This window comes from Microbacterium sp. NPDC088619 (genome assembly GCF_044752825.1).
GTDB lineage: Bacteria > Actinomycetota > Actinomycetes > Actinomycetales > Microbacteriaceae > Microbacterium.
The window spans coordinates 17,305-37,816 of sequence record NZ_JBIVLZ010000001.1 but is presented as its reverse complement, the minus strand read 5'-3'; the positions used below and the strand labels follow the sequence as shown (position 1 = coordinate 37,816).

General features: G+C 65.7%; 30 protein-coding genes and 2 tRNA genes. 20 read left to right on the top strand and 12 right to left on the bottom strand.

What is annotated here, in order from left to right:
- The first annotated feature begins 42 nt into the window (after positions 1-42).
- The 4 genes from ACIP5T_RS00255 (at position 43) to ACIP5T_RS00240 (ending at position 3,718) form a co-directional block, all read left to right on the top strand.
- The gene (locus tag ACIP5T_RS00255) at positions 43-1,278 is read left to right on the top strand and encodes an MFS transporter (protein ID WP_400859648.1); all 1,236 of its coding nucleotides are present in this window, start codon (positions 43-45) and stop codon (positions 1,276-1,278) included.
- Positions 1,278-2,867 carry an amidohydrolase gene (locus ACIP5T_RS00250; protein ID WP_400859647.1) on the top strand — a complete coding sequence of 530 codons (1,590 nt, stop codon included), beginning with the start codon at positions 1,278-1,280 and terminating at the stop codon, positions 2,865-2,867. Before ACIP5T_RS00255 ends, ACIP5T_RS00250 begins: the two co-directional genes overlap by 1 nt.
- A gap of 234 nt (positions 2,868-3,101) precedes the next feature.
- Positions 3,102-3,386, top strand: a complete 285-nt coding sequence (locus tag ACIP5T_RS00245; protein WP_400859646.1) for a hypothetical protein — start codon at positions 3,102-3,104, stop codon at positions 3,384-3,386.
- A 53-nt stretch (positions 3,387-3,439) separates the two neighbouring features.
- Positions 3,440-3,718, top strand: coding sequence for a hypothetical protein (locus ACIP5T_RS00240; protein ID WP_400859645.1), 279 nt, complete (start codon positions 3,440-3,442; stop codon positions 3,716-3,718).
- Positions 3,719-3,800: 82 nt separating this feature from the next.
- Here the strand turns inward: ACIP5T_RS00240 and ACIP5T_RS00235 are convergent, their stop codons facing one another.
- Positions 3,801-3,968, bottom strand: a complete 168-nt coding sequence (locus ACIP5T_RS00235; protein WP_400859643.1) for a hypothetical protein — start codon at positions 3,966-3,968, stop codon at positions 3,801-3,803.
- 209 nt (positions 3,969-4,177) lie between these two features.
- Here ACIP5T_RS00235 and ACIP5T_RS00230 point away from each other — a divergent pair, with 209 nt between their 5' ends.
- The 3 genes from ACIP5T_RS00230 (at position 4,178) to ACIP5T_RS00220 (ending at position 6,688) form a co-directional block, all read left to right on the top strand.
- On the top strand, positions 4,178-5,014 hold the full coding sequence (locus tag ACIP5T_RS00230; protein ID WP_400859642.1) for a hypothetical protein: 837 nt from the start codon (positions 4,178-4,180) through the stop codon (positions 5,012-5,014).
- Between the two features lie 38 nt (positions 5,015-5,052).
- The gene (locus ACIP5T_RS00225; RefSeq protein WP_400859640.1) at positions 5,053-5,586 is read left to right on the top strand and encodes a hypothetical protein; all 534 of its coding nucleotides are present in this window, start codon (positions 5,053-5,055) and stop codon (positions 5,584-5,586) included.
- A 901-nt stretch (positions 5,587-6,487) separates the two neighbouring features.
- Positions 6,488-6,688, top strand: coding sequence for a hypothetical protein (locus ACIP5T_RS00220; RefSeq protein ID WP_400859638.1), 201 nt, complete (start codon positions 6,488-6,490; stop codon positions 6,686-6,688).
- 462 nt (positions 6,689-7,150) lie between these two features.
- On the opposite strand, the gene ACIP5T_RS00215 is transcribed toward ACIP5T_RS00220, so the two are convergent.
- Positions 7,151-7,300, bottom strand: coding sequence for a hypothetical protein (locus tag ACIP5T_RS00215; RefSeq protein WP_400859636.1), 150 nt, complete (start codon positions 7,298-7,300; stop codon positions 7,151-7,153).
- Between the two features lie 327 nt (positions 7,301-7,627).
- Here ACIP5T_RS00215 and ACIP5T_RS00210 point away from each other — a divergent pair, with 327 nt between their 5' ends.
- From ACIP5T_RS00210 to ACIP5T_RS00200, 3 genes are all read left to right on the top strand, one after another.
- Positions 7,628-7,939, top strand: coding sequence for a hypothetical protein (locus ACIP5T_RS00210; protein WP_400859635.1), 312 nt, complete (start codon positions 7,628-7,630; stop codon positions 7,937-7,939).
- Between the two features lie 50 nt (positions 7,940-7,989).
- Positions 7,990-8,667 (top strand): DUF2510 domain-containing protein, encoded by a 678-nt coding sequence (locus ACIP5T_RS00205; RefSeq protein ID WP_400859633.1) that lies wholly within the window; start codon positions 7,990-7,992, stop codon positions 8,665-8,667.
- Between the two features lie 153 nt (positions 8,668-8,820).
- Entirely contained in the window at positions 8,821-9,687 is an 867-nt protein-coding gene (locus ACIP5T_RS00200) for a hypothetical protein (protein WP_400859631.1), read from the top strand.
- Positions 9,688-9,754: 67 nt separating this feature from the next.
- Here the strand turns inward: ACIP5T_RS00200 and ACIP5T_RS00195 are convergent, their stop codons facing one another.
- The 6 genes from ACIP5T_RS00195 to ACIP5T_RS00170 all read right to left on the bottom strand — a co-directional run bounded on the left by ACIP5T_RS00195 (position 9,755) and on the right by ACIP5T_RS00170 (position 12,154).
- A complete protein-coding gene (locus tag ACIP5T_RS00195) occupies positions 9,755-10,015 on the bottom strand; it encodes a hypothetical protein (RefSeq protein ID WP_053097287.1) in 261 nt (86 codons plus the stop codon).
- Between the two features lie 9 nt (positions 10,016-10,024).
- Positions 10,025-10,357: a hypothetical protein gene (locus ACIP5T_RS00190; RefSeq protein WP_400859629.1), complete on the bottom strand. Its 333-nt coding sequence runs from the start codon at positions 10,355-10,357 to the stop codon at positions 10,025-10,027.
- Positions 10,358-10,359: 2 nt separating this feature from the next.
- On the bottom strand, positions 10,360-10,758 hold the full coding sequence (locus ACIP5T_RS00185; protein ID WP_400859627.1) for a hypothetical protein: 399 nt from the start codon (positions 10,756-10,758) through the stop codon (positions 10,360-10,362).
- A 91-nt stretch (positions 10,759-10,849) separates the two neighbouring features.
- Complete coding sequence (locus tag ACIP5T_RS00180) at positions 10,850-11,113, bottom strand: hypothetical protein (protein WP_400859625.1); 264 nt, start codon at positions 11,111-11,113, stop codon at positions 10,850-10,852.
- Positions 11,110-11,541 carry a hypothetical protein gene (locus ACIP5T_RS00175; RefSeq protein WP_400859624.1) on the bottom strand — a complete coding sequence of 144 codons (432 nt, stop codon included), beginning with the start codon at positions 11,539-11,541 and terminating at the stop codon, positions 11,110-11,112. Before ACIP5T_RS00175 ends, ACIP5T_RS00180 begins: the two co-directional genes overlap by 4 nt.
- Before the next feature lie 271 nt (positions 11,542-11,812).
- A complete protein-coding gene (locus tag ACIP5T_RS00170) occupies positions 11,813-12,154 on the bottom strand; it encodes a hypothetical protein (RefSeq protein ID WP_400859622.1) in 342 nt (113 codons plus the stop codon).
- Between the two features lie 44 nt (positions 12,155-12,198).
- Here ACIP5T_RS00170 and ACIP5T_RS00165 point away from each other — a divergent pair.
- Positions 12,199-12,271, top strand: a tRNA-Val gene (locus ACIP5T_RS00165).
- A 39-nt stretch (positions 12,272-12,310) separates the two neighbouring features.
- On the opposite strand, the gene ACIP5T_RS00160 is transcribed toward ACIP5T_RS00165, so the two are convergent.
- Positions 12,311-12,655 (bottom strand): hypothetical protein, encoded by a 345-nt coding sequence (locus tag ACIP5T_RS00160; RefSeq protein ID WP_400859621.1) that lies wholly within the window; start codon positions 12,653-12,655, stop codon positions 12,311-12,313.
- Between the two features lie 33 nt (positions 12,656-12,688).
- On the opposite strand from ACIP5T_RS00160, the gene ACIP5T_RS00155 reads away from it, so the two are divergent.
- A complete protein-coding gene (locus ACIP5T_RS00155) occupies positions 12,689-13,309 on the top strand; it encodes a hypothetical protein (protein WP_400859619.1) in 621 nt (206 codons plus the stop codon).
- 210 nt (positions 13,310-13,519) lie between these two features.
- Here ACIP5T_RS00155 and ACIP5T_RS00150 read toward each other — a convergent pair whose 3' ends face one another.
- Entirely contained in the window at positions 13,520-14,146 is a 627-nt protein-coding gene (locus ACIP5T_RS00150) for a hypothetical protein (RefSeq protein WP_400859617.1), read from the bottom strand.
- Positions 14,147-14,238: 92 nt separating this feature from the next.
- Between ACIP5T_RS00150 and ACIP5T_RS00145 the strand changes: the two genes are divergently transcribed.
- Positions 14,239-14,463 carry a hypothetical protein gene (locus ACIP5T_RS00145; RefSeq protein ID WP_400859616.1) on the top strand — a complete coding sequence of 75 codons (225 nt, stop codon included), beginning with the start codon at positions 14,239-14,241 and terminating at the stop codon, positions 14,461-14,463.
- A gap of 158 nt (positions 14,464-14,621) precedes the next feature.
- Positions 14,622-15,116 (top strand): tyrosine-type recombinase/integrase, encoded by a 495-nt coding sequence (locus ACIP5T_RS00140; protein WP_400859615.1) that lies wholly within the window; start codon positions 14,622-14,624, stop codon positions 15,114-15,116.
- Between the two features lie 182 nt (positions 15,117-15,298).
- Here the strand turns inward: ACIP5T_RS00140 and ACIP5T_RS00135 are convergent.
- Positions 15,299-15,375, bottom strand: a tRNA-Pro gene (locus ACIP5T_RS00135).
- Positions 15,376-15,493: 118 nt separating this feature from the next.
- On the opposite strand from ACIP5T_RS00135, the gene ACIP5T_RS00130 reads away from it, so the two are divergent.
- The 6 genes from ACIP5T_RS00130 to ACIP5T_RS00105 are packed head-to-tail and all read left to right on the top strand — an operon-like array spanning position 15,494 to position 19,143.
- The gene (locus tag ACIP5T_RS00130; RefSeq protein WP_400859613.1) at positions 15,494-16,078 is read left to right on the top strand and encodes a GNAT family N-acetyltransferase; all 585 of its coding nucleotides are present in this window, start codon (positions 15,494-15,496) and stop codon (positions 16,076-16,078) included.
- On the top strand, positions 16,075-16,272 hold the full coding sequence (locus ACIP5T_RS00125; RefSeq protein WP_400859611.1) for a hypothetical protein: 198 nt from the start codon (positions 16,075-16,077) through the stop codon (positions 16,270-16,272). The genes ACIP5T_RS00130 and ACIP5T_RS00125 overlap by 4 nt, the downstream gene beginning before the upstream one ends.
- A 20-nt stretch (positions 16,273-16,292) precedes the next feature.
- Positions 16,293-16,748 carry a hypothetical protein gene (locus ACIP5T_RS00120; protein WP_400859609.1) on the top strand — a complete coding sequence of 152 codons (456 nt, stop codon included), beginning with the start codon at positions 16,293-16,295 and terminating at the stop codon, positions 16,746-16,748.
- 39 nt (positions 16,749-16,787) lie between these two features.
- Positions 16,788-17,456, top strand: coding sequence for a lysoplasmalogenase family protein (locus ACIP5T_RS00115; RefSeq protein WP_400859608.1), 669 nt, complete (start codon positions 16,788-16,790; stop codon positions 17,454-17,456).
- Entirely contained in the window at positions 17,456-17,842 is a 387-nt protein-coding gene (locus tag ACIP5T_RS00110) for an RNA-binding S4 domain-containing protein (protein ID WP_400859606.1), read from the top strand. The genes ACIP5T_RS00115 and ACIP5T_RS00110 overlap by 1 nt, the downstream gene beginning before the upstream one ends.
- Before the next feature lie 38 nt (positions 17,843-17,880).
- On the top strand, positions 17,881-19,143 hold the full coding sequence (locus tag ACIP5T_RS00105) for a DUF222 domain-containing protein (RefSeq protein WP_400859604.1): 1,263 nt from the start codon (positions 17,881-17,883) through the stop codon (positions 19,141-19,143).
- 340 nt (positions 19,144-19,483) lie between these two features.
- On the opposite strand, the gene ACIP5T_RS00100 is transcribed toward ACIP5T_RS00105, so the two are convergent.
- A complete protein-coding gene (locus ACIP5T_RS00100; protein ID WP_400859602.1) occupies positions 19,484-20,461 on the bottom strand; it encodes an NUDIX domain-containing protein in 978 nt (325 codons plus the stop codon).
- Between the last annotated feature and the right edge of the window lie 51 nt (positions 20,462-20,512).

The following is a 20,512-nucleotide window of genomic DNA, read 5'->3' as shown; positions in this document are numbered from 1 at the left end:
GAACCTTCGCGCACATCGCCGTGCCTTCTCAGTGGGAGAACCATGACCGCCATCGACCTCAGTACCCGGGTTCCGCTCCGGCTACCCACCGCCACAGCCACCTTCGCGATCGGAATCGCGGGCTATCTCGGCGTCAACCTCTCGCCCTACATGATCACCGCCGCTCAGCAGGGTCTCGGAATCGATGTTCTCGCCGCCAGCTGGCTCGTCACCGCGACCCTGCTGCTCACCGCGGTCACCGGACTCGCGATCGCTCCGCTCTGCGCCGGCGGCCACCGGCGAGCCGTGGCCCGAAGCGGTCTCGCCATCGCGGTGATCGGCTTCGCCGTCGCAGCGCTGGTCCCGGCGCTCATCATTCCCGCGCTCCTGGTCGGCGGAGCCGGAGCCGGTGGTGCCGTCGCGGCCTCGGGCGCTGCGCTCGCCGCGTTCCGGAACCCCGACAGGGTCGCGGGGTTCAACGGTCTCGCGAACCGTGGCGTGATCACGATCGTGCTGGCGGCGATCCCCCTCGTCGGACTCGCACCGATCGATGTCTTCGGTGCGCTCGCGCTGTTCAGCATCGTCGGACTGCTCGTCTCGGCGTGGTTGCCCGCGGCCCCCGTGATCGATCCCCGGGCCGGAGCCGCCGTCGCCGAGGCGATGCCGATCGACGTGCCGCCGACAGGTACGGTGCGTCTCTCTCCTGCACGCTCGCGAACCGTCACTATCGCCGGATTGAGCCTCCTCGTCGTGTTCGCGCTGTGGGCGGCGAGTGAGGATTCCCTCTGGGCCATGGCCGGCATCATGGGCGCGGAGCAGACGGGCTTGACGCCCGAGGGGCTGGGCCTCGCGCTCAGCGGTGCGACGGCGGGCGGCCTCATCGGGTCTGTGCTGCTCATGGTCGTCGGATCCCGGCTGGGGCGAGCCGTGCCGCTCGCGGTGTTGCTCGTGACCGGCGGCGTGCTGAAGATCGTCGAGGGATTCACCTCTGATCCGACCGCATTCATCGTCGTCTTCATCGCCTGGAACACCGTCTACGCGATCGCCTTCATGTACTTCGTGTCGACCTCGGCGGCGCTCGACGCCGATGGCCGCTGGTCCGGCCCCCTCCTCGCGGTCTACCTCGTCGGCTCGGCGCTCACTCCCGTGATCGGCGCGGCGCTCGTCGGCGCGCTCGGGTTCCAGGGGTTCGCCGTCGCTTTGGGCATCGCGAGCTTCGTGCTCGCCGTGCCTGCGAGCGCGATCGCTCTGCTCTCGACACGCCTCGAGCGTGCAGCCACCACCGAGGAGACGCTCTGATGCCCCGCACGCTCTATCGCAATGCCCGCTTCTTCACCGCTGACGACACCGCCTGGGCCGAAGCCGTCATCGTCGACGGCACGGAGTTCGCCTTCGTCGGTGCCGAGGCCGACGCGCCGCCGTCGGATGCGACCGTCGACCTCGGCGGCAGAGTCGTTCTTCCCGGCTTCACCGACGCACACACTCATCTGCTGATGATGGGCGAGGCGCTCGGCCAGATCGGACTGACCGACGCACACTCACTGGACGAGATCCAGCGCAGAGTGCGGCTGGGGCGAGCGATGTCCCCCGGCGAGGTGCGCGGACGCGGATGGCTCTTCGACGCGATCCCGGGCGGATCTCCGACCGCCGCGATGATCGACGCGGTCGTCGCCGACGTCCCCGTCTATCTCGATGCCAACGATTACCACTCCTGCTGGGTCAACTCCGCGGCACTCGAGGAGTTGGGGATCACCCGCGAGACACCCGACCCGATCGGCGGGCGGATCGAGAGGGATGCCGACGGCGAGCCGACCGGGATGCTCTACGAGACGGCCGCGCAGCAGCACGCGTGGGCGCACAGGGATGCCACGACCACCGACGAGCAGCGGGATGCGGCGGTGCAGCGCGTCGTGGAGGCCTATCTCGCGGCGGGTGTCACCGGCGCCGTCGACATGGCGTTCGACGGACTCGCCCTCGCGGCGCTCGAGCGGGCGGAGCGGCGCGGTGCGCTGCCCATGCGGATAGCCGCGCACTGGTTCGTCGCGAACACCGGTGACGACGCGCTGAACCTGGCCCAGGTCGCCGAGGCGGCGGAGCGTGCCAGCGCCGCCTCGAGCGCTGTTCGGGTGATCGGGATCAAGCTCGTGCTCGACGGCACGATCGATGCATGCACCGCCGCGATGCGTGCACCGTATGCGGACGGTACCAACGCGGCACCGATCTGGCCGGCAGAGCGCCTGTTCCCCATCGTCGCGGCTGCGGATGCCGCGGGGCTGCAGGTCGCGCTGCACGCGATCGGGGATGAAGCGAGCACACTCGCTCTGGATGCGATCGAATACGCGATCACCGTCAACGGCGATCGTCCGCGTCGTCATCGGATCGAGCACCTCGAGTATGCGGCGCCCGGCACCGCCGAGCGGATGGCGCGTCTGGGCGTCACGGCGTCGATGCAGCCGGTGCACGCTGATCCCGCGATCTTCGCCAACTGGGCGGCCCAGCTCGGCGATGATCGAGCGGAGCGGGCGTTCGCATGGCCGGAGTACGAGGATGCCGGTGCACTGCTCGCCTTCTCGACGGACGCGCCCACCGCGCCGCACGCGGCGCTCGCCAACATGTACGTGGCCACAACGCGGGCGTCTGCTCTGGATCCGGACGTCCCGGCGGTGCATCCGCAGTTCGCCCTTCCCCTCGGACGCGCGATAGCCCATGCGACGCGTGACGCAGCGGCGTCGATCGGCGACGGGGCGTGGCGTGGTCGCATCGCAGTGGGTCAGGCAGCGGACTTCGCCGTGCTCGACGTCGATCCCTTCTCGGAGGGCACCGGGACGCTGCTCACAGCCCGCGTCCTACGCACGGTGATCGCCGGGAACACCGCCTTTGAGGCGTGAGGCGGAGCTCACGGCATCCGCGCAGGATCCGCCCTCATCCGCAAGCTCCACCAACGTCCGCATCCACCCACGATCCTCTTGAGCGATATACCGGTTTGTTCTTATAATTCTGGTGAACTCTGGCGGGCAGAGGGCGCCCGCCGGCCAGGCGGTTCCCCCATCTCGCCCGGTCGCGGAGCGCTCCCCCTGTCAGACGATGCCGAAACGACTGATTGGAGTGTTGAGATGTCCGCGATGCCCGATCCGAGATTCGAGCTCCGCAGGGTCACGGAGACGGAGTGGCTGATCGTCGATCACCGGTACGAGCCGCACGACGCACGTCAGACCGTCGCCTGCATCTACCAGGTGGATGCCGTCGAGGTGGACGTGCTCTGGTTGCGCAATCTCCCCCTGGCGAGCTCGTACATGTCTGCCGAGGAGGTGCTGAGCGATCTTCAGCGGTTCCACAATCCGCCGAGCCGGTCGACGGCGCCGATCACGATCCCGCACCTTCCTCCGCTTGCGGCGACACCCGGTTGACACCCCCTGCGGAGCGGTACCCCGACGTCGCGCCCGCCGCGCCATAGGCTGGCATGATGCTCATCGCTCTGATCCGCCCCATCGAGACCAGCACTGCAGATGTGGTGGGAACGACGCTCGCCGAGGTGCTCGTCGAGCTGGAACAACATCGCAAGCCGGGCTTCGAGCTGGCCTCCGCGCCGGTGCGGATGCTGAAGGGCGTGGCCAAGATGGAGGCGACCGGCACATTCACACGCGTCGACGGCGTGCAGGAGATCGAGGCCGACGACATGGCATCGCTCGAGGCGAAGGTGCCGGAAGGATGGCGGATGCTGACGGTGCGCACCGCCTAGGTCGAGAGACCAGCCGACAGCGAGAAGACCCCCACCGGCTCAACGCCGAGTGGGGGTCTTCGCGCTCCAGGGCGTGGCCGATTCAGCCGCCGGACGGGTTCTCGAGAGGCGCACCGTCTTCGTCGGTGGTCTCGTCTTCGAGGATCTCGTCCGTGTCCTTGGACGTCGAATCATCGGGGGCACCACCCGAGGCGGTGTCGGCCTCTTCGTGGGCGTCGGCGGTTCCGTGCGTGTTCTGCAGATCGCTCATTGCATCTCCTCTGTCGATGAGCCGACGGTACGCCGCTCAGGCGGCGCCGGTGAGGGGGTTGACGCGAGTGCAGTGGCGGACCTACGCGCCGTTCCCCTGCGCGCGCAAGGAAGCACCGCCGCAGGAACGTCGGCGACACGCACAGCTAATCTGAATCGCGTGGCCGGGACGACGGCCCGCGAAGTCAAGGGTGAATGGATGAGAGCATCATGAGCAAGCGGACGATGGTGCTGCACAGTGCGCACCAGGACCAGTTCGACGTGCCGGACAGAGACCTCGTGTTCTACGACCAGCCCTACGACGCCGAGCAGCTGTCACGCATCACCGATGTGCACCTGTGGTCGCCCCTCGACGGGCCGATCGACCGTCTCCCGGAGATCATCTCGGCGATGACGAACCTGAGAGCCCTCAGCATCGGGCCGGGGAGGATGCTCCCCACCGTCGTCACCGGACTGCGGCAGGGGGATCTCCCAGAGAGTCTGGAAGAGCTCTCGGTGCACATCGGCGATCGGACCCTGGTGTGGCCGGAGGTGGTGGTGCCGAACCTGCAGACCCTCTACGTCGGCGAACCCTTCCGCTTCAAGAACGAGCACTTCCCCCAGCTCCGGGCCCTCTCCCTCTACCCGCAGAGGTCTCTGAACAATGTGCGCCAGGCACTCGAACTGCCGTTGGAAGAATTGAACCTCTTGAACGTGCCCGTTGACGAGGAGATCTTCCGCCTCGTCGAACCGGTCGGGCTTCGCCGTCTCGGACTGATTGGCGGACGGACGCTGACGAGCCTCACCGGGATCAGTGCGCTCCCCCAGTTGGAGTCGTTGCGGCTGAAGAACCTCACCGCTCTGGGGGACATCTCCGAGCTGTCTGCTCTCCAGCAGCTCGAGATCGTGAACATCCAGTACTGCAAGAAGATCACCGGCATCGCCGCCATCAACGACCTCCCGCGATTGCGCAGGCTCACCCTGGTCGGATGCGGGAACGTCGGCCTTGAGAAGATCGAGGCGAAGTTGACGGCCCTGGAATGGGTCAACACCGGCGCGACCACGTGACCGTCTGCCTATAGAGACTGCTCGGTAGCGTGGGGAACATGACGGAACTCATCCGCAGTGCCACCGGATGCTTGCGGGAATCCGGTTGGACATGTGAACCGCCGATGCCCGCGCAGAAGGATCTTCCTTCCGCGCTGCAGACGGCGCCCGAGACGGTGATCCGCTGGGTGTCCTCGTTCTCACTGCTGTCGAACTCGGACGAGACGGTGTGGTTCCTCTCCCGCCACGACTACTCGACCAGCGCCGAGGGAGCGTTCGCGTGGAACGAATGCGAACGGCTGAGCACCGAGGCCGCGGCAACAGATGAGGAGGCGTCCGCGGTCTCCCGTTTCTGGAAGCGTCACCTACCCATCCTGCTTTCCGTTCGCAGCGGATACGAGTACCTGGCAGTGCGAGACGATGGAGCTGTCGTCCACGGAACAGAGCCGGAGTTCGAAGAGGCTGCTGTCGTGTTCTCTCACTTCGAAGATCTACTGAGGCACATCAGCGTGCGGCCAGTCCAACTCGACCACGTCGTCGACAGATTGCTGTTCGATGCCACCGGCATCCCTGACACGATGCCGAGCCACTAGGGCGCGCTGTTCGCATCTTGCGGCAGACGGCGTTGCGCGAGCCACCCGGACTCGAGCCGTGGATCGCAGGAGGCGCTCGTCGGGCATCGGCCACTCACCGGCCTCAGGAGGTTTCTGTCGGCAGGCTGTGTCACGGTTCCTGTCGGGTGAGCGTGCCGACAACCTCTCCGCCACCGTTGCGTAGTTCCAGAGAGCCGTCTTCTGCCTGCGCCGCGGCCTCGGCCGTGATCAGCCACACGCTGCCCTCCGGACATCCTTTTCTCCGTCCCTCCGAGGAATTGCAGGCGTACTCCGTCGGCTGTGGATGCCCAGGCGCCTTCGACGGTGTTGCAGTTGTCGAACCCGACGAACGTGCCGTCCTCATCGAACTCTAGGAACTCAACTCCCTCCGGACTGCGCCAGGTTCCTTCGAGGTGTGAGATGGTCTCCGTCGGTGTCGGTTCAGGGTCGGGCCCAGAGGTGCAGCCAGCCAGAGTGAGTCCAGCGGCCGCGAGAACACTTGCCCCGACGAGAGCCGTCCAGTACCTGCGCATGATCGCCTCTCGAAACTCGCCATTGAATGTGAGTTCAACCTATCCAGCCCCGACCTGGCCAGCAAGACAGTCTTCAATCCGATCCTGTGCGTACGAAAAGGCGCCGGAGTTCCGCAGATTCCTGCGGTTATCCGAGGTTTTGTGGTGGGCTGACGGGATCTGGGACCCGCGCCAGCCCAGCACGACGACCGGCCATGCCAGCCAGCCAGCACATACGCACGGATCTGGGCGGCGATCCATGCGGCCCTGGCGAGTGGTCGACGTCCCCGCGAACGCCTCGTCGCCGCCGCGACTGAAGAGGTGTCCGAGGGTCGAGATCCATCGCGTGGGGGATGTGGGGGTTCACGTGTCGCAGTAGCGTCGATCGCATGACCGACCCCAAACGAGACTTCACGATGAAGCCCGGCGTCGGTATTGCGCTCGGCATGGCACTCGGATTGCCGGTGGGCGCTGCGATCGGATCGATCTTTTTCGACAGCACCGCTATCGGCGTAGCGGTCGGCCTCGCTGCGGGTGTCGCCGTCGGTGCCGGGTTCGAAGGCTCGCGGAAGGGCGACAAGCGCGAGTAGCTCACAGCTCAGCTCTGGTCCTTCCTGCCTAACCGCGGCCAGGGATGCGTTGAGGGCGTCCCACGTCCGCGTCGCTTCCTTGGCGTTCATGCGCGCCCGGTGGCCCTCGGCGTCGATCCCACGCCTTCGCCTCAATGGCCAGCGACGACATCTGCACGGCGAGGTCGACCGGGTTCTCCCCTCGGTACGTGGATACGGGGATCGGCGTGGATCCGAATCTGCGGTGTCGGACGGCTCGATCTCCACCCGAATCGTGGCATGAAAAAAGCCCCGGAGTTCCGCGTATTTCTGCGGTTCTCCGGGGCTTTGTGGTCGGGCTGACAGGATTTGAACCTGCGACCCCTTGACTAGCGGAGGGGTATAGACAGCGAAAGACATCGACGGACAATGACCCGCATTTACCACTCTTGAACAGGCATTTTTACGCGCTGGGTGGCGACCTTCGCTGACACTGAAAGACAGTCACGTACTTTGCCATGTTGGACGTATCTTGGACGCTGGCACAGCAGGTGTCATCGCCGAGGACGCCTCGGACTTGGGGACGCGGATGCGTGCCGCGACTTTGGCCGCGAGCAATTCAAGCAGAGGTTCCAGGTCAAGGTTGATCGTCATGAGCTGAGCGTATTTCGCTTGACCCTGCCGCCGCGGCATCACGGAGCGCCAGGTTCTCGAGGATGCGGGCAGCGACGTCGCCCGATCGGCGCCATGCAGCGTCCGAAGGCTCTCGCCGCCGTTGCTGCCGACTCGGTACCGCTTGCTCGCCGCGAACATCGAGCGAGGCCTGCTCTTGCTTCTTCGGTCGCATGCACGACATCGTACGTTCGATGACTGATGGTTGAACAGCGTGATCTACGGCGACGTCTGCGCCTCGTCGTAGACTCATCGTCTCGGCCGGAGGAAGGACACCCGGCCATGCCTCGAAGGCTCTCCCCCGACGTGATGCTCAGTATCACACTCGACGCGATCTGCTCGAGGAACAGGTACACCACCGACCCGGCCCCGGTGATCTCCGAGCTCTACGCGACCGCCGGCGACCGGCTCGACATCCTCACCGAGTCCGTCGGCATCTGGGTGGGGTTCTTCGAAGAGGCCCACATCATCACTCTGTGCACGGCGCTGCGCGAACTGCCAGGACTCGAGCCCTGGATAGCGATCGGCGCGGGTCGCCGTGCGCAGCCTGACCATCGCACGCCAACCGCGCACGCGGGGGCGTCGTGGCCGGAACGGGCACCGGTGGCGGGAGCCCGATAGCATGCGGTCATTGACCCCGGAGGGTCTGTCACCCGCGAGAGGAACCACCAATGTCTGACCAGCTGCCCCCGCCAGGATGGTACGCCGCACCCCACGCCAACAACGAGCAGCGCTACTGGGACGGCGCACAGTGGCTCGAGCAGCCGCCAGCAGAGAAGGCACCGAGCCGCCTGCAGGCGATGGCGTCGAACGTGACCTCGAAGCACGACCATTCCAGCGATAGCGACACGATCTGGTCCGCTGTTGGCAAGCCCATCACGGGTATCGGGGGCGGACGATACAAGCTCACCGACGAGTACCTCTTCCACGAGAAGGGCACGCTGTCCACGAAGGCCCAGCAGATCCGCACAGCGGACATCTACGACGTCGACTCTTCACAGAGCCTCGGACAGAAGGCGCGCGGCATCGGCACGATCACCCTGTACGCGCAGCGCGGCGCCGACCAGGAGCGCGAACGCGTCGTCCTCGAAGACGTCCCCGACTATCGCGAGGGCGTGAACGCGATCAACCGTGCCGCGCACACCGCACGGGAGTCTCGCCGCGTGCGAGAGAACACCCAGCATGTGAGCTACGCCGGCGGCTCCCCCGTCGCCGCACAGTCCGCACCAACCGCGTCGCCGGCCTTTGACCTGAACGCCGAGCTCACGAAGCTCGGCGAGCTGAAGGCGCAGGGCGTCCTCGACGACGAGGAGTTCCGCGCCGCGAAGCGCCAGCTGCTCGGCCTCTGAAACGACAGAAGACCCCCACCAAGCCGAGGCTAGGTGGGGGTCTTTCTGTGTGTGCTGCGTCCAGCGAAGGTCGCGGCACAGATGCCGATCGCAACCGCGCTATCGTGAGCGCATGTTTATACCCCGACGAACGTCGCGCAACGGATCAGATCGATGACGAAACGTACCGCGGCGGCGTTGACCGACGAGGAGTTCATCGCAGCATTCGTGCGAGCATCTCGGCGTCTATCGAGGCACTTGGACTATGTCGATGCTGGGGACGAAGACGCCCGGGACGACCTAGCTCTGATACTTCGCATGCTTGTGTGCCCCGGGAACGGCGACAAGCTCATTGGCCGTGCGGTCGACCGCTTCAAGCTGGACGAACCTATCGTGCTCTGTGGCGGCGCGCCGCCCGACCGGAAGACCGCCTACCTTTACATCGGGTCAATCCCCAACAGTGGGTCCAGTGGGGACCCTGAAGAATCGCTACGTTCCGTTCCCTTCATGCAATGGGCGCTGAGCACAGTAATCGTGACGGGACGCAGCACGCCACGAGTTGTGAAGTGGACTGAACTCATCTCCTCGTATGCAAACACGTACGGTGCTCACGCGAGCGGAACAGTGCCCGACCTTCTAGGGCACGTGTCTCTATTGGGCGTCGCGGCAACTGACCTGGGAACTTATCTTTTGAGACAGGCAGGTCGCGCAACTGAAGGCGCTTGCGCGGAGATCCTGCATAAGCTCGGTCAGCGCGAGGATGCAGCTGTTGCGCGTCCGTGGCACCTGCGAACCACGTGGCCGGTTGCGCTGAAGGTAGACGTAGAGGACGGCTTCCTCGTCGACTTCAAATCAGATCTCGGCCTTGCGCCAGTCCTGTCCCCTCACACCGCACTTCGAGTCGTCACAGATGACGTCGAGGCTGCGATGGAAGTCGGAGAAGATCGCGCTGTCACGTTGAAAATCGGCGGTCGGATCGACACCAGCAGGATGTTGAATGGAGATGCTCTGCCCGGAATCTGGCCGGCGTCAGGAACCTAGAGCCACTACCAACAAAAGGGCCCCACCCAGCCCGAAGGCTGGGTGGGGTTTTTCTGCGAGTGCTGGCTCAGCGAAGGTCGCGGCGCAGCAGCGCGCGCGGGGTCGGAACGTTCGGCACGGTGACCGCGAGGCCGAACAGGCTCGACAGGTACAGGTAGCCAGCGGTGATCGGGGTCGTGATCTCGGTGATGTCGAACGCGGCCGTCGCGCCGTCGACGACAACAGCCGTGCCGAGGATGATGCCAGCGGCGCCGAGTACGATGCCGGCGGCCTTGCGGACGGTGGGGTTTTGAACGACGACGTTCGGCGTCTGGGTGGGCGTGCTCATGGTGACCTCCTAGGTCTTCTTTGGGTTGAGGGTGTCTTCGAGATCGTCGGGCAGGGTGTCCGGGGTGATCCCGCTCAAACGGAGCCGGTACGAGAGTGTGCCGGCGTGGAGCTGCCAGGCGATGCGGAGCGCTCGTTCGCGATCCGCTCGCGCCTGCTCGGCGTTCGCGCGTTCGAGGGCGGCGTCGCGCTGACCGATGATGTCGTTCTTCCGGTTCGATTCCCGAGTGGAGACGCCGCGCCGAACCTTGGAGACGATGTCGGCGATCTCACGCGCGAAGGCCCCCAGGCCGCCCGCGCCGAGGACGGCGACGATGATGGTGACGAGGCTGGCCTTCTCCACGCCTACTCCTCTCGCGGAGCGACGTTGCCCGTTCGCCTCCGGAATGCCTCGGCCATGCGATCGGTGAATCCGTGCACCTTGGGGTCGGTGCCGAAGATCTGCAGCGCGATGTAACGGCGGAATAGCTGGATCATCGCGTAGAACATGAACGCCGCAGCGACGCCCGCGGTGAGTGACTGGAACAGGGTGCCGCTGAGCACGACGAAGTACATCGCCGCGCCGATGATCGCAGCGACGTCGGCGGGAGGCTCGAGCACCCAGATGCGAGAGATGCGCCCGACCATGCCGAGCCCGCCACCGACGAGCAGAATCCCCGCCCACATCAGCACGAGCCAGCTCGCGCCGGCGAGCTCGTTCTGCACACTGTCGGGCGTCCAGAACAGCGCGTAGCAGCCGCCCACGAGGATTATGAAGTACGCGACGATGTCGATGATCCGGATGATCGCCTTGAGGACGCGCCGCTTCTTCTCTCGGCGACTGGATGCCGGTCCATCAACTTGCCTCGGTGAGTTGCTCGACGTACGCCCTTGTCTGTTCCGACGTGACCTTGACCTCGGCGACGGTGGAGCGGAGCGCGTTGGTGGCCGACCACAGTGCTCCCGCAGACACGATCCCGGTGAGCGGGTCGAGCACGACGAACGAGCCTTTGCGGATGTCCCAGATGTGTAGGTCGCACGCGTAGGTGCGCAGCACGGAAGGGAGCCGCTGGATCGGGATGTCGGTCCAGCGGTCATCAGCGGTGCAGACGTTCTTCATCCACTCGGGGTCGTGGCGTCGATCAGATGCCGAAGATGTCCGTTGCCGATGATGGGGTGGTGCTTCACACCATTGCCGTCTGTGATTCGTGCGGCGATCATGTCGTCCTCCTCGGGGACAGGTGCGGTGTTGGCACCGCCGGCGGGTGCCGGGGCGCCGATGGTTCCGAGCGGACCCCAGTAGGTCCAGTGCCAGAGCACGCGGAAGTTCTCGCCCTCGCGGCTGATGCTGTGGCGCTTCCCGAGCTCTTTCGCGCGGCGCGCGGCCGCGGTGTCCGAGTTGTACGGGGCGCGGAGGTCGTTCGACCGGCGCTTCTCGTGATTGCTGGTGTCCGGGATGCCGACCGCGTCAGGGTGGATCTGATACCAGAGACGGCCCTGCCACCGCTTCCGGCCGTAGACCTTCCGGCGACCTGGCGTGAGCGTCATCCGCGCGGGAGGTGGGCAGCACCGGGGCGGCCCTGGAATTTCTGGCGATCTGTGTGCGGGTGCTCAGCGGCCTCGCATGGTCGCGGTGGCCCCACGCCGATGCGCAGGAAGCCGAGAGCGAGGCTGAGGTACCACCGGCGGCTGTTCAGCGCTGCTCCGGGACCGGGGCGGGAGGCTATCAGCTTGATTGGCAGGGTTGCTACCTCCATCGGGTCGCTGTCTCCCACGATGAGGATCACTCGGGTGTTGAGTGTCGCCACGGTGACGGTCATCAGGCGACCTCGGTCGTGGCGAGCGAGGGTCCAGCGTGCACCATGAGCTCAGCGACCACCTCAGCAGTCAGGTCCGGCGCCTCGAGGATCTCGTCGGCGAGGATGCTGCGCGATGCGACGGGGCTGCGGGGCGTGACGATGGCGACAGGCTCGATGCCCAGGCGCTCGGCATGCTCGTGTCCGGCTGTCTTCGTCGGGGCGAGCAAGATGATGCGGCGCTTCGGATCAGGTGCGACGTCGACGCCCTGCACCGGGTCGCCCAGCACATCGACCATGTCCTTCACGCCTGCTGCCGGCTCGCCATCAGCGACGACCACGTCGACTCGGTTGCTATTCCGCACGGTTACTCCTCACTGTGACAGTTGGTCTAGGATCATCTTCAGACCGCTCGTAGCTCAACGGACAGAGCACCCGTGTGACGCACTGGGAGGTTGTGGGTTCGAGTCCCACCGAGTGCTTAGAGGGCCCCCGACGAAGAAGTCCGGGGCCCTCAGCTTTCAGCTCGCCGCCCAGATCTCCGTGGCGGCGTGATCGTTCTTCCGGCTGTTGCAGCTCAGGTGCATCGGCACGAGCAGACCTCCTGCGAGACGTCCACCGTTCGCGAGTGGCGTGTCATGGTCGGCGGTAAACGACATGCGGTGCCGGGCGGGCAGGTCGGTATCGATGTGCTCGCCGCATCCCCACCCCGAGGGTGAGCCATACCCGCAGGGCAGGTCTTGCGCTTTCGTGCGACGCTTCAATGCCACTTGCTCGCGACGATAGGCGCGATGGCCGTTGCCGTCCCGGATCGCCCCGCTCCCCGATTCCGTCACCTCCGGGCTCGCAAGAGTCGTATTCAGCAAGGACCCCTCGACCGGTTTCCCTACAGTATGACTATGGACTGGAACCTCACCATCGCTGGCCTTAGTTTGGTTCTCACTGCGGCGACCCTCTGGTTCGTTCTATTGGACCGCGTAGAACGTGGACGGCAGTATCGTCGGGCGGCCTGGGATTTCCGCGTATCCCACACGGTGCATGCGCGCGACGACCGAAATACGCAGCTGGCGACTGTCTTGCGCCTCACGAACACCGGTGGCGGTATGGGCACCCTGATTGGCGCGATGATCGTCGGTGCAGTCGTCGACGAAGAGGACAACCCGCTGATACCCGCGGGCTTCGTCGCAGGCGCGTTCCACGAGTTTCGAATCTTGCCGGCAGATCTGGACAACGTTTGGATCTGGCTCGCGTACAGCGATACAGACGACCGCCGATTCGCCCACGCACTCTGGATTCCCGCGGGTGGCGAAGGTGTCTTGATCGAAGAGCACAACAGGCAAAGCGATGGTCTTGGTTCCGTCCGAAGTGCGCGCCGGCGCGCACTTCGAGCCTCGGCAGCGGTGGGTCCGGGCGGCGTATTTCGACGCGCTATTCGTCGGGATCGTGGCGGCTGGACCGGTATTCTCGACGCCACTGCCGACATCGCGCGGAAGGCGGACGGGAAGCGAGTTTCGCTATAGTCGCGCCGATCGTCCCGCTGAGAGCGGGTCGGTGTACGAGCGAGCAGCCGAGGTCATGGCAGCAGGTCGCTTGCAGGGAGGTGTGAGCGTGTGGTGGCGGAGCCACACCGGACATGAAGAAAGCCCCGCCGAATCGGCGAGGCTTTGGTCATGGTTCAGCTGCAAGCACAGCTTAACACACCAGTTGGACACGTTTGATACGTTTTTACGTCATGCGTGCGCCTCGTTGGGATCCGCGGCAGGCACGGCGTGGAGGATGGTCGTGAGGTTGCGAGTGGTCTCGGTGAAGTCATCGACAAACTGGGGCGTCAGGACCGTCTCGGTCGCGCGATGCACAATGCTGTTGCGCACCCTCTGCAGTGACCGCGCGATGCTCACCGCCTCCCTGCTGATCAGGCCGTCGTGCTCGAGAGCGCCGAACAACACTACAAGATTGCGTGAGAACTGCGCCGACTTCTGCCGACGAATCCCGGCCTCTCTCGCGGCGACCTCCAAATCGGACCACGCAAGGAGCATCCGCCCCAGCAGAGTTGCAGGCTCCGGCGCCTCTGGGGTGGAAGGAACTTCGCCACGCTGTTCCTCGCTCGCTTGAGCGGCGGCTAGGTCCGGGAGCACCTCTGACTTCTCGGACAGGTGGCGCATCTCGGTCTCGAATTCGAACCATCCCATCTTCCCGCTGCGCACTCGGTCGATGAAGTCGCGCAACTGCCGACGAAACATCCACAGGCCCCATACGACGACGGCCGGCCACACTATGACCTTTAGATAATCGAGGAGCAGGGTAGCTAGCTTCATGCCGACGTCGAATGCCGCGGCGAGCAGCGCGAAGAGGTCCATCCGCTCAGTATGCCCGAGGCAAGAGTGATCGGTTTGAGGCGGTTTTCGCCTGAGTGTTCCCCTGTCGGCAGGGCGACCCCTACGCTGAGGCCATGGCTAAGCACATCCTCCTCGGAGACACGAATGCTAACTTCCGACTCGACCCCAGTGTCAACGCAGACACCCTTTCCACCCAGCTCCAGAATGGTGCCTCCTCGGGCGTGACAATCGCGGTATCGGTGACGACGCCCGATAGTTTCAACATGTTCACCGTCTGGGTGAATCCCGCGCAACTCCCGTGGTGGACAATCATGGAATTCCCCGACGCGGACGCGTGAGCCACGGCACCACTCGCACTCACTCGTCGATTCCGGCGAATGCCTGCCATGCACGCATCACTCCCCCGGACCCTGCAAACACATCGGTGAAGTCGTCCTGCGGCTCGGCGCCGAGGAGATCGAACATCCATCGGCAGAAGGCCGCCGGTTTCGCCCCGATGACGCGGCCTGGGTCCTTCAACCTGCTCGCGAACAGCGGCCCGCGCATCGGCGAAGCGACAGCTCTGAAGATCAAGGATCTCGACCTCGAGAACAAGCGCGCCCGCATCCACCGCACGTGGACGGTCAACCGCGCGGGTCTGCGCAAGCTCGGGCCCGTGAAGACGTGGGAGAAGCGCTGGCTGCCCCTAGCCGACTTCGTGGTCTCCGGCTTGGAGACCTTCATCTCCGGCCGCGACGACGAAGATTTCGTCTTCGTCACCGTCCGCGGTGCAGCTGTCGACGGAAAGAACTGGTACAACCGCGTCTGGCTCAAGGCGCGCCGAGCGGTTCAGTCCGCCTCCGGCTATTCAGTGCACGACCTGCGCCAGGTTGCGGCGACGAACGCCGTCGCCGCCGGCGCGACTGTGAAGCTCGTGCAGCTGATGCTCGGACACAGGACGCCACAGAGACCCTCAACACCTACTCACACTTGTGGCCAATCGTGTCGATGAGGTGATCGACGCCGCCGAGCGACGACGCGCGAAGGCTTTGTGCCTCGGCGATCTGCGCGCTCTCTGACTCTCGACGAGCATCTCCATGTTGGACGCATGTTGGACGCGCGCATCTGCGACCATTTCCGGGCATGAAAAAAGCCCCGGAGTTCCGCGTATTTCTGCGGTTCTCCGGGGCTTTGTGGTCGGGCTGACAGGATTTGAACCTGCGACCCCTTGACCCCCAGTCAAGTGCGCTACCAAGCTGCGCCACAGCCCGTTGTTCTGCACTCTCGCGCAGGCAACTCCCCTATCTTAGCCCTACACGCCCGCCCTCCGCGAACCGCGTGAGCCCCGGGCGTTGCGTGGTGTCGGAGGCGCGGCGTACCGTCACCTGCATGGCGACGATCACGACAGAGGTGGCGACGACCGCCCGATGGGACGACGTTCAGACTGCTCTCACCGGCGGGGGCGATGGCGCCAGTTGCCAGTGCATCTGGCCGATGCTGAGCAACAAGGACTGGGATGCGACGACCACGCCGCAACGCACTGAGATGCTGCGCGACGAGATCGACGCAGGCCCTCCGCCCGGTCTGATCGCGTATGTCGACGGCGCTGCCGCCGGGTGGATCCGGATCGGGCCTCGCACGAAGCAGCAGCGGGTGGCGCGCACGCGCATGATCGCGGCAGCCTCCTCAGAGCCTTTCGACGACGACTCGGTGTGGGCCGTCACGTGTTTCGTGGTCCGTCGCGAACACCGAGGCTCGGGCCTCAACCTCGAACTGCTGCGCGCTGCCGTCGAATTCGCGCGAAGCTCGGGGGCCCGACTCATCGAGGGCTACCCCGTAGACACCCGGGGCGAGAAGAAGCGCACGAACGACCTGTTCCACGGCCTACTCACCACGTTCCTGGCAGCAGGCTTCGAAGAGAGGGCCGAGATGAAGCCGGGACGCACTCTCGTCGCAGTGGAGCTCTCCACGTGAGCGAAGAGACAGAGCTGCCGACATCCATGGGCACCGTCGCACGTAGGGCGCTGGCTCAACAGGGGCTCACTCGTCTCGACCAGTTCGACGGAGCGTCAGAGCGTGCACTCCTCGCTATTCACGGAGTGGGGCCGAAAGCCGTCCGCATCCTGCGCGAACACCTCGAGTCGCTCGGCTCGGCTCTCGAACCGTGATCGACCGCTAGCGTGGTGACATGAGCGACGAGAACCCCACCATCGAAGATCCCGAGCTGGGCACCCTCGTGCGCGCGTCGACGGAGCTGTCTGACGGGACCGTTCTGACCCACGACTGGTACGCCGGCGGCACGGTGGTCAACGGCGAACCCCTCGATCTCATGATCGAGGGGACAGACATCGATGAGGCGTCCGCTCTGCTCCCCCACGTCCATCAGACCATTGCCGCTCTCAGCGTTCTGCGGCGATTGGCCACGGATGCGGTCGTGGCGGCGTTCAGCAGCGTCACCCCCGAGCAGCACGAGCTCGATGACGCGGCGACCGACCTCAGCCTCGAGACGCTCGAGGCCTCATCCGACGGCACCGTCATACTCCACCTCATCGACACCTGCGGCCAGCATTTCCCCGAGGGATACTGGCCCGCCGTGCACCTCGGCACCGACGGTCAGATCACGCAGGTCACCGTCGAGTCCTGAGCGAGAGGGGCGCGGTTCAGTCCCGCCTACGATGGGGAGATGCAGCGCCGCCGTCAGCCTGACCCGCTCGTGTGGGCATTCCTGCCCTACATCGCGTTCTCGGTGATCCATGTGACGCTGCTCGGCCTCGACAGCCCCGCGGCCGGACCCACCAAACTGCTGCTCATGCCGATGCTCGCGGTGCCGGTGCTGGTGTCGCTTCGTCAGATTCGAAAGCGCACGGCAGGGGCGCTGATTCTCGCGGCGATAGCGTTCTCGTGGCTCGGCGACAGCGCGGGCGCACTCTTCCCGGCCGCGCCGGAGGTGCCGCTCATGCTGATGTTCTTCGGCATCGCGCATCTGGCATACATCACCCTCTTCGTCCGCCACCTCGCCATGCGCCGGATGCCCTGGTGGGCGCTGGTCTACGCCGCATGGTGGGTGGCGATGGTGACCTTCGTGGGGCCACATGCCGGCGGTCTGCTGATCGCCGTCGCGATCTATGGCCTTGTCCTCGGTGCCACCGCAGCATTCTCCACTCGCTGCCATCCGCTCATTGCGATCGGAGGCGCCTTCTTCCTCGCCAGTGACACCCTGCTGGCACTCCGGCTCTTCCTTCCGGACTCGCTCCCGGCCTGGGGCAGCCCGACCATCATGGCCACGTACACGGTCGGTCAGGGCCTGATCATCGCCGGCGCCGTGATCACGCTGAGAAAGCGAGGTGCCTGATGGCCGATGCCGCACGGGTAGACAGCTGGCTCTGGGCGATCCGCGTCTACAAGACGCGCTCGGCCGCCACGACTGCATGCCGGGCAGGGCATGTGCGCTTGAACGGAGACAAGGTGAAGGCCGCACAGCACGTGCGGATCGGTGACGAGCTTCGTGTGCGCATCGCCGGTTTCGATCGGATCCTCATCGTTCGCCAGCTGCTCGTCAAACGCGTCGGTGCGCCGGTCGCGGCACTCGCCTATGAGGACCGCACACCGGAACGCGAGCCTCAAGCCGCTCTCGGACTGCGTGATCGAGGTGCGGGTCGACCCACTAAACGCGAGCGACGCGATATCGACAAGCTGCGGGGTCGAGGATACGAGGATGACGGCATATTCCAGGGCTGACGCTGGTCTGATTCGAACATATCTTCTACACTGAGGATATGGCTCAGCGCACTGATCTCGACCTCGATCTCGAGGAGCGCCGCCGCCTGCTCGATGACTGGCTCGCCACGCGGCGCCGGATCGCGGCCCTTGAAGCCGAGTCGTACGCGCTCCTCGTCGAGCGCATCCGCGTGCACGACACCGACGTCTCCCAGAGCCCCCACCACCGTGACGCGATCTATCGCTCGATGATCGCGGAGTACTCCGCGGCGGGGCATATCCCGAAGGGTTCCGTCGAGTACGCGTTCACCGATGCGCGCACCCTGTCACGGGCACTGCCTGCCGTGTTCGCCTCCTTTGCGGCGGGCTCGATCACTGCGCACCATGTGCGTGAGATCGTGCGAGCCAGCGAGATCGTCGACGATGCGATCCGCGACGGACGCGTGGAAGCCGCGACGATGGGACTCTACGAGGCCGCAGTGCTCGTTGTCGCCGAGCAGGACACCGCGTCGCGCACGAAGCCCCACGCTCGTAAGGTCGCGGCCCGTCTCGTGGGCGAGACCGTCGTCGAGACCCAGCGGCGCGCGACGGCCGAACGCTGTGTCACCGTCAGGTCGGTCGGCGATGGCCTGGCTGCTCTCACGGCGATTCTGCCTGAGTGGGTCGCCGTGGCGATCTCCGATCGCCTCACGCGAATGGCTCGACACATCGCCCACACCCGCGACGAGCGGGAGCCGATCCTCGCGCCGCTCGACGACGAGTCCGAGGCCTCCCTCCGCCTCTCCGATCTCTCCCCCGAAGATCCCCGGTACGACGCGTACTTCGAGACCGGAGTGATCGCCGCCGACGGCACCTTCGTCACCGATCCGCTCGCCGACCTGATCGATCCGATGACCGACCCGGCGAGTCCCGACATCGAGCACCTTTCCGGCGATACCCGCACGTTCGATCAGATCCGCGCCGATCTGTTGTCCGATCTGCTGCTCTCCTCTGATCCGAGCCGAGCGAACGGCACAGGACTCGAGAATGTCTCGGCCCGCATTCAGGTCACGGTCGCTGCGAGCACTCTCGCCGGACATGACGACCGCCCCGCCGAGCTCGATGGACACGGACCACTCGATCCCGATGTCGCGCGCAGACTCGCGGGGCACTGCACCGGATGGTCGCGCCTTTTCCTCGATGCGACCGGCCTGGTGACAGAGACCGATTCCTACTCCCCCACAGCGCAGATGAAACGCTTCCTTCGAGCGCGAGACGAACACTGCAGGTTCCCCCGGGTGCAGGATGCCGGTGCACCGCTGCGAGATCGACCACAACCATGACCACGCTCGCGGCGGACGGACACGCATCGACAACCTCAGCCACTTCTGCACCACCCACCACTCACTCAAACACCCCGACATCGATGAACGGCATCGGTGGACGGCCCGTCAGACTCCCGATGGAACTGTTACTTGGACCAGTCCGCTCGGCAGAGACTACGCAGACCCGCCTCGTCGACGGGTCATGTTCGTCTGATCGCGACGACGCGCTCCGTGTGGAGCCATCCAGCGAGCGCCGTCACGCCTGCACCTGTTGCGACTGGAGAACCGTCTCGGCGGGAGCGGTCGCGGCTGCAGCCGCCCCTACGGGAGCCATCACAGTTGCAGGCGGTCAAGCCTGCTACGGCAGCACACCCAACAGCCAGCCGGCGGAGAGCACGTGCGCGGCGCCGGCCGCGACGACGCGGTTCTGCAGCTCGCGGTCGCTCGTGACGGCGACGACGTGTTGTCCCGCACGAGATCTACGCTCGACCTCGGTGACGATCGCATTGTCGCCTGCCGCGTCTGCGCGCACAATCGACACCCCTCCCGCTGGAAGCAGCTCGGGGGCCTCCGCACCAGCACCAGCACCAGCACCAGCACCAGCACCAGCACCAGACGATGACGATGACGACGGCGTGGAGATCCCGCGCGCCTGCCCCTCGACGACGAGGGCGATCTGCGGGAACCAGAGGGTTCCACCCAGCCCGAGGTCTGACGCAGGCACGGCGAGACCCTCGAGCCGCGAAGCGAGACGACTTGCCGCACCCGCGCGATCCTTCCACCACCCGTCCGGCACTGAGCCGACCACGTTCGCGGCATCGACGACGAGCGAAGGACGAACCTCGAGGAGGGCACGAAGCGCCGGCCAGGCGCCGCCGAAACCGGGGTGCAGAGGTCGAGAGTCGACCTCGTCCACCGGCACCCATTCGAGTGCCACGCTCTCCGGATCGCTGATCACCGGTTCGAACGGACGCACCACATCGGCGATCACTGTCGTGTACGACCACACATCGAGATCGAGCACACTGGTGAACCGCGGTCGCACGGAACCATCGGGCACCCCCGCTTCCTCCTGCGCCTCACGCACAGCGCCGACGATCGCGCTCTCGTCCTGGTGCATCGCACCGCCGGGCAGTCCCCAGGTGCCGCCGAAGTGGCTCCATGAGACGCGGTGCTGCAGCAGGATTCCACGGTCGGAGTCGAACGCCAGCAGGCCCGCGGCACCGAAACGCCCCCAGTACTTCTCTCCCGACGGGGCGATCACCCAGGCGTCTCCAGGGTTCCGGGGCCCATCGGGGCGGCGGGGCTCGCCTGCGGCGGGAGGTACGACAGTCACCCCTTCAGCCTGTCACAGCATCAGGGGATCGGCACGCATCCGGGTCACACG

Coding starts and splice junctions, on each gene's coding strand:
- ACIP5T_RS00145 (WP_400859616.1), top strand. CDS start 14,239: ATGGCTAAGCACATCCTCCTCGGAGACACGAATGCTAACTTCCGACTC.
- ACIP5T_RS00140 (WP_400859615.1), top strand. CDS start 14,622: ATGACGCGGCCTGGGTCCTTCAACCTGCTCGCGAACAGCGGCCCGCGC.
- ACIP5T_RS00220 (WP_400859638.1), top strand. CDS start 6,488: ATGACCGACCCCAAACGAGACTTCACGATGAAGCCCGGCGTCGGTATT.
- ACIP5T_RS00195 (WP_053097287.1), bottom strand. CDS start 10,015: ATGAGCACGCCCACCCAGACGCCGAACGTCGTCGTTCAAAACCCCACC.
- ACIP5T_RS00250 (WP_400859647.1), top strand. CDS start 1,278: ATGCCCCGCACGCTCTATCGCAATGCCCGCTTCTTCACCGCTGACGAC.
- ACIP5T_RS00230 (WP_400859642.1), top strand. CDS start 4,178: ATGAGCAAGCGGACGATGGTGCTGCACAGTGCGCACCAGGACCAGTTC.
- ACIP5T_RS00115 (WP_400859608.1), top strand. CDS start 16,788: ATGCAGCGCCGCCGTCAGCCTGACCCGCTCGTGTGGGCATTCCTGCCC.
- ACIP5T_RS00120 (WP_400859609.1), top strand. CDS start 16,293: ATGAGCGACGAGAACCCCACCATCGAAGATCCCGAGCTGGGCACCCTC.
- ACIP5T_RS00225 (WP_400859640.1), top strand. CDS start 5,053: ATGACGGAACTCATCCGCAGTGCCACCGGATGCTTGCGGGAATCCGGT.
- ACIP5T_RS00240 (WP_400859645.1), top strand. CDS start 3,440: ATGATGCTCATCGCTCTGATCCGCCCCATCGAGACCAGCACTGCAGAT.
- ACIP5T_RS00110 (WP_400859606.1), top strand. CDS start 17,456: ATGGCCGATGCCGCACGGGTAGACAGCTGGCTCTGGGCGATCCGCGTC.
- ACIP5T_RS00205 (WP_400859633.1), top strand. CDS start 7,990: ATGTCTGACCAGCTGCCCCCGCCAGGATGGTACGCCGCACCCCACGCC.
- ACIP5T_RS00155 (WP_400859619.1), top strand. CDS start 12,689: ATGGACTGGAACCTCACCATCGCTGGCCTTAGTTTGGTTCTCACTGCG.
- ACIP5T_RS00150 (WP_400859617.1), bottom strand. CDS start 14,146: ATGGACCTCTTCGCGCTGCTCGCCGCGGCATTCGACGTCGGCATGAAG.
- ACIP5T_RS00235 (WP_400859643.1), bottom strand. CDS start 3,968: ATGAGCGATCTGCAGAACACGCACGGAACCGCCGACGCCCACGAAGAG.
- ACIP5T_RS00215 (WP_400859636.1), bottom strand. CDS start 7,300: ATGACGATCAACCTTGACCTGGAACCTCTGCTTGAATTGCTCGCGGCC.
- ACIP5T_RS00175 (WP_400859624.1), bottom strand. CDS start 11,541: ATGACGCTCACGCCAGGTCGCCGGAAGGTCTACGGCCGGAAGCGGTGG.
- ACIP5T_RS00105 (WP_400859604.1), top strand. CDS start 17,881: ATGGCTCAGCGCACTGATCTCGACCTCGATCTCGAGGAGCGCCGCCGC.
- ACIP5T_RS00255 (WP_400859648.1), top strand. CDS start 43: ATGACCGCCATCGACCTCAGTACCCGGGTTCCGCTCCGGCTACCCACC.
- ACIP5T_RS00200 (WP_400859631.1), top strand. CDS start 8,821: ATGACGAAACGTACCGCGGCGGCGTTGACCGACGAGGAGTTCATCGCA.
- ACIP5T_RS00245 (WP_400859646.1), top strand. CDS start 3,102: ATGCCCGATCCGAGATTCGAGCTCCGCAGGGTCACGGAGACGGAGTGG.
- ACIP5T_RS00130 (WP_400859613.1), top strand. CDS start 15,494: ATGGCGACGATCACGACAGAGGTGGCGACGACCGCCCGATGGGACGAC.
- ACIP5T_RS00180 (WP_400859625.1), bottom strand. CDS start 11,113: ATGAAGAACGTCTGCACCGCTGATGACCGCTGGACCGACATCCCGATC.
- ACIP5T_RS00210 (WP_400859635.1), top strand. CDS start 7,628: ATGCTCAGTATCACACTCGACGCGATCTGCTCGAGGAACAGGTACACC.